This window comes from Paenibacillus sp. ALE2 (assembly GCF_054113385.1).
Genome location: NZ_CM134213.1, coordinates 2,231,507 through 2,240,000, shown reverse-complemented (window position 1 = coordinate 2,240,000; position 8,494 = coordinate 2,231,507). Strand labels below are relative to the sequence as shown.

7 protein-coding genes (1 of these 7 only partly in view) are annotated in these 8,494 nt (G+C 45.6%); all 7 read right to left on the bottom strand.

Annotated elements, in window-relative coordinates:
- Nucleotides 1-1,252: the 5' portion of an NAD-dependent DNA ligase LigA gene (gene ligA / locus ACXHJ1_RS09655; RefSeq protein ID WP_457906013.1), read on the bottom strand. Its footprint begins 764 nt before the window's first position; 1,252 of the gene's 2,016 nt are visible here — the first part of the coding sequence; its start codon is at nucleotides 1,250-1,252; its stop codon lies off the left edge, out of view.
- 86 nt (nucleotides 1,253-1,338) lie between these two features.
- Nucleotides 1,339-3,663: a DNA helicase PcrA gene (gene pcrA, locus ACXHJ1_RS09650; RefSeq protein WP_457906012.1), complete on the bottom strand. Its 2,325-nt coding sequence runs from the start codon at nucleotides 3,661-3,663 to the stop codon at nucleotides 1,339-1,341.
- Nucleotides 3,664-3,704: 41 nt separating this feature from the next.
- A complete protein-coding gene (gene pcrB / locus ACXHJ1_RS09645; RefSeq protein WP_029515238.1) occupies nucleotides 3,705-4,397 on the bottom strand; it encodes a heptaprenylglyceryl phosphate synthase in 693 nt (230 codons plus the stop codon).
- Nucleotides 4,398-4,541: 144 nt separating this feature from the next.
- Nucleotides 4,542-5,414, bottom strand: a complete 873-nt coding sequence (locus ACXHJ1_RS09640) for a phosphatidylinositol-specific phospholipase C/glycerophosphodiester phosphodiesterase family protein (RefSeq protein ID WP_457906011.1) — start codon at nucleotides 5,412-5,414, stop codon at nucleotides 4,542-4,544.
- A 135-nt stretch (nucleotides 5,415-5,549) separates the two neighbouring features.
- Nucleotides 5,550-6,950, bottom strand: a complete 1,401-nt coding sequence (locus ACXHJ1_RS09635) for an undecaprenyl-phosphate glucose phosphotransferase (protein WP_016822991.1) — start codon at nucleotides 6,948-6,950, stop codon at nucleotides 5,550-5,552.
- Nucleotides 6,947-7,855, bottom strand: a complete 909-nt coding sequence (locus ACXHJ1_RS09630) for a glycosyltransferase family 2 protein (RefSeq protein WP_457906010.1) — start codon at nucleotides 7,853-7,855, stop codon at nucleotides 6,947-6,949. The genes ACXHJ1_RS09635 and ACXHJ1_RS09630 overlap by 4 nt, the downstream gene beginning before the upstream one ends.
- 370 nt (nucleotides 7,856-8,225) lie before the next feature.
- Nucleotides 8,226-8,282: a hypothetical protein gene (locus ACXHJ1_RS09625; protein WP_413782955.1), complete on the bottom strand. Its 57-nt coding sequence runs from the start codon at nucleotides 8,280-8,282 to the stop codon at nucleotides 8,226-8,228.
- Between the last annotated feature and the right edge of the window lie 212 nt (nucleotides 8,283-8,494).

Sequence of the window (8,494 nt, the reverse complement as noted above, 5' to 3'; positions counted from 1 at the left end):
GCTGCTGCAGCGGAAACCCACAAGCTGGACAATGATCTGGAACCACAATTTCCTCTCCATCGTTCTCAGATGTTACTTTTCCCAAAATCTCAGGAATAACATCGTTTGAGCGACGAATAAACACACGTGCCCCCAAAGCAAACTTCAAGTTTTTACGCTCGATGTCACCAGCATTGTTCAGCGTACAATTTTGTACAGTGACTCCCGCCAGCTCTACCGGTTCTACCCTAGCCAGTGGAGTGATCTTCCCGGTTCTTCCTACATTCCACTCGACTGAGTTAAGGACCGTAGTCGTTTCCTCTGCTTCGAACTTATAGGCCACCGCCCAGCGTGGGAATTTATCAGTATATCCAAGAACCTCACGTGTGCGCATATCTGTAATTTTCAATACTGCCCCATCAATAAGATAGTCCAATCCTGCACGGGATTCCTCAATCTCAATCAGCTGCTCCATTACATCATCAAAATTATCAAAGTAAGTCAAGTATGGGTTTACCTTGAAATGATTTTCGCGCAGGAAGGTCATCATCTCCTGGTGGCTGTTAAACTGGATACCGTCTGCATATCCCACGTTGTAGAAAAATGCATTCAGTCGGCGTTCTGCTGTCACTTTGGGATTCAAGTTGCGCAAAGCACCAGCTGCAGCGTTTCGTGCATTTTTAAGTGGGTCCGCGGCAGTCTCATTATATTTGGACAGTACAGAAAGATTCATGATTCCTTCTCCCTGCACTTCAATTGTTCCATTTCGAAAAGGAATTGTAAGTGGCACGGATTTAATCGTCTTGACCTGTGCCAGTATCCCCTCACCTACCACACCATTACCACGTGTGGAAGCCTGCACCAGTTGTCCAGCCGTGTATGTCAGGTTCAGCGTCAGTCCATCAAATTTTAGTTCTATCGCATAGCCGGGGGATGGCAAAGGTTGCTCTGGGTTCTTGGTATTGTAATCATTGACTAGCTTCACGACACGCGCATTCCATGCACGCAGCTGCTCCATATTCTGAGCTTTATCAAGGCTCCATAATGGAGCGAGATGGCGATGCGGTGTGAAGCCCTTGAGGATCTCCCCGCCCACACGTTGTGTTGGCGAATCCGGCAGTACAAGACCGCTTGTCTGTTCAAGCGCTACCAGTTCGTCATAAAGCACATCATATTCTTTGTCGCTGATCTGGGGATCATCCAATGTATAGTAGTGATAGTTATATGTGTTCAGTTCAGCAACAAGCTGCTCCATCCTGTGCATTGGGTTCATGCAGGCGTATCCCTCCGGGAACTTCATTAGGGCAGAGGCCTTAGCCAAGCTGCCCTATGAGGTTCGAGATTTAATAATATTTAAGATTATTCTACTTTTGTAATCGGTGCAAAGCCAGCTAACAGTCGTTTAACCCCTACTGGAGCCGGGAAAGCAATCTGAAGCTCCATATCATTGCCTGTTCCTTTTACAGCTACAATGGTTCCAATTCCCCACTTGCCATGCTGTACCTTGTCTCCGGCAGCAAAAATGGATGCCCCCCCTGTCGCAACAGACGGAGTTGGTTTTGCAGGTGAGGAAGTGGTCACTGTTACGCGGGGCGACGCGGAAGCAGACGAGCCACTACGGCTCATCGTATCAAGCGAGCGCTCTCCACCAAAGTTGCTGCCACTGCTTTTGCCCAGTCCGCGACCACCATAAGATCCGCCTACATTGCCTGAACGACGGTAACGATCACGCTTGATGACCGTATCCTCTTTTAACTCATCCGGAATCTCTTCGAGAAAGCGGGAAGGCGGGTTAGCTGTGGTACGTCCAAACAGAGTGCGCATCTGAGCGCATGTGAGGAACAACTGCTCCTCAGCACGGGTAATCCCGACATACGCCAATCTACGCTCTTCCTCCAGCTCTTCATTATCCAAAAAGGCCCTGCTGTGAGGGAATACCCCTTCCTCCATACCAACGATAAATACGATAGGAAACTCCAGTCCTTTGGCGCTATGCATGGTCATTAATACAACCGCATCACTCTGCTCCTCTTCATCGTCATTCATGGAATCAATATCGGCAATGAGAGCAAGATCGGTCAGGAAGGAGACAAGCGACTTGTCTTCCGTCCCTTTTTCAAATTCCATAGTTACCGACAGAAACTCATCAATATTCTCCAAACGCGAGCGTGACTCGAGTGTATTCTCGTTTTGTAGTTCCAATCGATATTGGGTGGTTTCCAGCATTTTTTCGGTCAACTCAGTAACTGACAGGTAATCCACCATCCGACTTAAACCTTCAATCATATCGTAAAACTCTACAAGCGCATTGCGCGTGCGTCCAGCAAAGCCCAAATCATCAACCACTTGAAGCACACGGAAAATCGAAACCCCACGTTCCGCCGCGGCTGCCTGTAATTTGCCAACCGTTGTGTCGCCGATGCTTCGTTTGGGTACATTAATGATTCGGATCAGGCTGATATCGTCGTCAGGATTGGACAGTAGGCGAAGATACGCCAGCAAATCCTTAATCTCTTTACGATCATAGAACTTGATTCCGCCCACGATTTGGTAAGGAATATCCGATTTGATCAAAATTTCCTCGACCACCCGAGACTGGGCATTCGTACGGTACAAAATGGCATGATGGCTATAGGTTTTGCCCGCCTTAATATTCTTATGAATTTCTGAGGCGATAAAATAGCCTTCGTCATGCTCGGAGTCAGCACGATAAACCTTAATCTTGGCGCCGCCTTCTTTGTCGGTCCATAGTTTTTTTGGCTTGCGGCCTGTGTTTTGGCCAATGACTTCGTTAGCTGCATTAAGAATATTTGAAGTTGAGCGATAATTCTGCTCCAGCAAAATCGTGCGTGCTTCCGGGTAATCCTCTTCAAAGTTCAAAATGTTGCTAATATCCGCACCCCGCCACCGATAGATGGATTGGTCGCTGTCACCTACAACACATAGCCGATGATGCTTGTCAGCCAGCATTTTGCACAACATGTACTGCGCACGGTTCGTATCCTGATATTCATCAACATGAATGTATTGAAATTTCTTCTGGTAGAAATCAAGCACCTCGGGCACTTCTTTAAAGAGCTGAATCGTTGCCATAATCAAATCATCAAAATCAAGAGAGTTGTTGTTTCTGAGCTGTTGTTGGTACTTGGTATATACCTTCGCCACAATTCCTTCAAAATAATCGCCAATCTTGCGCTCATACATTTCGGGAGTGACCAGTTCATTTTTAGCCGTACTCATCATAGACTGAACCGCTTTGGGTTCAAACTTTTTGGTATCTATATTCAGGTCCTTCATACAGCTTCGGATGACAGACAATTGATCCGTAGAATCCAAGATGCTGAAATTGGAGGTAAATCCGATCCGCTCGATATCCCGGCGTAAAATACGCACACACATAGAGTGAAAGGTGGATACCCACACATCTTTCCCCTGCGGACCAATCAGCTTGGATACGCGATCCTGCATTTCACGCGCGGCCTTGTTCGTAAAGGTAATCGCCAAAATCCCCCATGGAGCCGTCTTGCGGGTCGCAATGAGGTAAGCTATTCGGTGCGTGAGCACCCGTGTCTTACCACTGCCTGCGCCAGCCATAATTAGCAGAGGACCATCTACCGCCTCCACGGCCTGACGCTGAGGCTGATTAAGGCGAGCTACCGCCTCGTGTATATCTATTGATTGCATGCGTGCATGCTCCTTTCCCTAAGCTTTCATATATTCACGCTCTATACTTCCAATTTCACAGCTATCGTCTCCAACGCTTTCGCCAAATCACGATAAATAATGTTTCCTACTACAATGGTGTCACAAACAGCTGCTGCTTGTAACGCGGTAGTTTTATCCACGATCCCTCCTCCGTATAAAACACGAGATCGCTCCGTACCGCGATGTATTTGTTGTACCAGTTCCATATCTCCAAAGACACCGCTATATTCCACATATACAATCGGTAGATGCATAAGCTTGTCAGCAATCTGTGCATATGAAGCGGCAGCAGAAGCACTCAGCGAAGTTTCCGCACCAGTAAGCTTAGCGACGGTGGAATCACCGTTCAAAACAATATATCCTTCCGTCACAAGCAAATCCCAAGGGATCATATAACCAAATTGCTCAATCGCACGTTGGTGCTGCCCCATAATCCAATTACTGTCAGCGGTATTCAGCACCATGGGAATCATATACAGATCAAACCCCGGCACCACAGCTTCCAGATCGGATACCTCAAGCACACACGGCACCTCATAACGCCGAACCCGCGACAGCAAATCCACCGTATTTTCATAGGTTACGCCTGATGAACCTCCCACCATAATAGCGTCTGTACCAGACATACACACGGCATCAAGCGCCTCATCATTCAGTTCCTTGTCAGGATCAAGCTTAAATACATGCCTCCATGATTGAATTGAATCTGCCAACACACATTCCTCCAGCATCCATTGCTTTTGTCATCATCCAGACGAGCCGAATTCCAATATCCAAAAGCGTTCTATGCTAAGTCTATGACAGTGCTTAAAAGGTGTCAATGTTCGTATCAAATGGGAACACCGAGTTCAGACAGCTCATGGTCTCAGCGCATACAACCAACTGCGTCTACGAAGTTCATTTTCCGTTAAAACGTCAGTATAAAAACCTCTTACACCCATCTGTTCGTACTCAGTGGCGTCCTTCAACTCGTTAATCGTATTTACGTAGCACACTGCCCCTGCCTGACGCAAACTTTCCACTAAGGCACCACTCACGCGATTTTCTGGTAAAGTTACTGCTGTTATATCATGCTGTTGGACAAATTGAATGATCTGGTCATCTGTATCTTCTGTAGCATAGAGCGTATAAATGATGGATGTATAAGGATAGATACTCCGCAACGTTTGCAGCATTTCTTCATTATAAATTTGAGGGACAATACGAGACAAAAGTTCGGGATTTTTCTCCTGGGCCTGATGGGTCAGTTGTGCAAATAACTGTTTGATTTGGGCAGGGTCATGCTCTTTCGTATCGGTCACAATATAGGCATCCGGGTAGTTTTCCAATAAATCCAATACATCCTTCCAATCAAGTGGAGTATAAGAACCGTGTATGGGGGTGTTTTTAAACTGATGATAGCTCCAAGGCTTTCCGCCCTGCTCTGTAGCAACTGCGTATTCCTGTTGCATTTGTTTGGTAAAGGATTCTGTCCATTCATGGCGCGCCACCAAATGTCCATCCGAAGTAAACATCAGGTCGACCTCGAATACACGGCTGCCTTTTTTATAATTTTCCACAAACGCTTCACGCGCATTGGTATAGGCCAAACCATCAACGGCTCCCATGGCATGCGAAATCACACGGTGTGTGGTAAAGCCAGTATGTTCTTCTGTAGATTGTCCTTTGTAAGCCAGTAAAAATGTACCGATTATCATTAAAAGAATAACTGCAGCAATCACTCGTTTCATAGGGTGTCACATCCTTTTCGTACAGGTCAATACCCTACATACACCTACTCAAAACAGCCCTATATCAGCTGTACTAAAAAATCAGCTATATAGACACAAAAACACCCTCCGACTAAGCCGAAGGGTGACTCTGGATTAATATGCGTTTTTGAAACCATTGCGAATCGTGCGAAAAATAATTTTAATATCGAATAAGAGCGACCAGTTCTCAATATAGAAGATGTCATGCTTAATCCGTTCCTCAATAGATGTATCTCCGCGCAAACCGTTACTCTGTGCCCAGCCTGTAATTCCAGGACGAACATGATGCTTCACCATGTATTTTGGGATTTCCTCACGGAACTGATCCACATAATAGGGCCGTTCCGGACGTGGGCCAACGACGCTCATATCACCCAACAGTACGTTGAAAAACTGTGGCAGCTCGTCGAGGCTTGTTTTACGAATAAACGTACCAAAACGTGTGCGTCTTGGGTCATTAGCAGTCGTCCAGCCCGTATCTTCAGTTCCAGGCGGCAGTACCTTCATGGAGCGAAATTTGTACATTCGGAAGGTGCGACGGTTCAAGCCTACCCGCTCCTGCTTAAAAATAATGGGGCCTCTCGACGTGACCTTCACACCAATCGCCACGGCCAGCATAATCGGAGAGGTCAGAATAATCGCAAATAAAGAAAATAAAATATCGAACAGACGCTTAAACAATCGATTCCCTGCTACATCCAGTGGAATATCCCGTACATTAATCATCGGCATACCTGCAAAGTTGTCAAAGTAAGGTCGTGCCGGCAAATAATCAAAGAAATCGGGAATAATAAGCGTGCGCACTCCAGCCTTTTCACACATGTTGATAATCTTGGGATACTTATCATGAGCATCCAGCGGCAGCGCCAGAATGACCTCATCAATCATCAGGCGCGACAGCGTTGCCTCCAACTGATCTAATCCTCCAAGAATCGGGCGAAAATGGGCCTCTTCCTCTTCACTCCAATGCCGTTTATCATCCAGAAATCCCACTACTTCATAGCCTAAATCAGGATACTGTCCAAGATTATGATAAAATCGTTGGCCCAAAGAACCCGCTCCAAGTATGAGCATGAATTGCTTATTGTATCCTTTTTGACGGAGGACTTTAAGAACTTGCTTCAAAAAATATCGATAAAACAAAATAATCAGTACATTACCAATCATATAGATCGCCAGATAAGACCGCGAAATGTCGATTTGCTTCACGAAGAACATCACACTCAACAGCACAAACAGGCCCACAATATGAATCTGTGTGACGCGAAACACGTCATCTGCAAACCTCTTTTTGCGTTTTGGTGAATAGAGCGAGAATAACATTCCCAGCACTACGGCAATCAGACCGTATATTAAGCTCCACCCTCCATATACTTGAATAGGAAGTGGCTCTTTATAAGTGATCCATTCACTTTCAAATTTGAAAAACCAAGCGATCAGAAAGGATAACTGAATGACCGCGAAATCCGCCACAATATATAATTGGGTTAAAAAACGCTGATTTCTGCGTATCATGCTTTCACCTCAGTACGAGATTGTTCTCCGCCATCCGGCTTAACCGGTGCAGATAACTTATTTTTTAGAAAAGCCATCCCAAACTTCACCGTAATTCCCGCATATACAGCCATGTTGGTGAACCAGCTGTACTGCTGCTTATAATGCTTTCGATGGAATACCCACATAGCTCTATGAAACTCATAAATAATTTTCAAAGGACGACGGCGAGCGCTGCCTCCTTTGATATGAATAATATATGTGCGTGGGTAGTAGTAAATGCCCCAACCAGCTTGTTTAATCCGATAACACCAGTCTATATCCTCACCATACATAAAAAAGGTTTCGTCCAATCCTCCGACCTGATCAATCGTCTCCCGACGCACCAGCATAAAAGCCCCAACCAGTACATCCACAGGATACTCATCATCCGGGCTTAGATGCCCAAGCTGATATTGGTTGTACTTCGGGTTATCCGGGTAACGCTTCGACCAGCCGAAAGCATAGTAAAAAGACGCAGACGGCGTTGGAAACCCTCGCTTACAAGCCTTATCTAGCGAGCCATCCGGCAGGATGACCTTACAACCCGAGGCCCCCATCTCCGGATGTGTATCCATAAATTGAATCATTGTATCCAGCGTATCCGGCTGCACCAACGTATCGGAGTTCAACAGCAATACATAACGCCCGCTAGCTACTTCCATGCCCTGGTTGTTCGCCTTGGCAAACCCTATATTATCCTTATTGGCTATCAACATAATTTCAGGGTATGCAGCACGAATAGCCTCAACAGACCCGTCACTGGAGTGATTATCGATAACAATCACTTCATATCGATACTGCGTCTTTGACGCATACACCGACTGCAAACAATCCAGCGTCAATCGACATGTATTATAGTTGACGACCAGTATGCTTACATCCATATTTAAAACGCTCCTGACAAATTCAGTAATCTATTCTACTATCGCCTATTATAGCATACCGTGCAGACCACGGGGCGCAAAAAAGCACATAACTTGTAACCTTGCATAGTTAGTAGAATTTCGCAAAATTCGATTCCAACTGCTCCAAAGTGCAAATATAGACAAACGAAACCATTTGGAACTATATATTGTTCATTGGAAGTCGATTATTAGATTTTTGTAAAATCCTCGGTTGAGGTCTAAATTTCATCGTGGTAAGATATACATGGAAAAAGGGCTGGTGCCAGCCAGCCCCGCGCAACCAACGCTCCAAGAGCGGACGGTTTTGGAACAATCAGGCCGAAAATAGACCCTTCCTTGCGGGGGCGGTCTATTTTCGTTTGTTAAACTCTAACAGTGTGACGATTAACGCCCCGAACGTCAGCATTAAACTGAGCGCCTCAAACACTGTCACAGGCTTCACCCCCCTCCTCGGGAGAGTTAGCCGACCGCCCTTGTCAGCTCTATCGGTTGCACGTTTCAATTATACTATATATTTCCAAAAAGGAACATGCATTCGATGGTATTTCAATAAAATAGTTATGTCTAATAAAAAAGTATAAGCTTGAACAATTATCAAAATGAAGCTTTATATTTTCA

Coding starts and splice junctions, on each gene's coding strand:
- pcrA (WP_457906012.1), bottom strand. CDS start 3,663: ATGCAATCAATAGATATACACGAGGCGGTAGCTCGCCTTAATCAGCCT.
- ACXHJ1_RS09640 (WP_457906011.1), bottom strand. CDS start 5,414: ATGAAACGAGTGATTGCTGCAGTTATTCTTTTAATGATAATCGGTACA.
- ACXHJ1_RS09635 (WP_016822991.1), bottom strand. CDS start 6,950: ATGATACGCAGAAATCAGCGTTTTTTAACCCAATTATATATTGTGGCG.
- ACXHJ1_RS09630 (WP_457906010.1), bottom strand. CDS start 7,855: ATGGATGTAAGCATACTGGTCGTCAACTATAATACATGTCGATTGACG.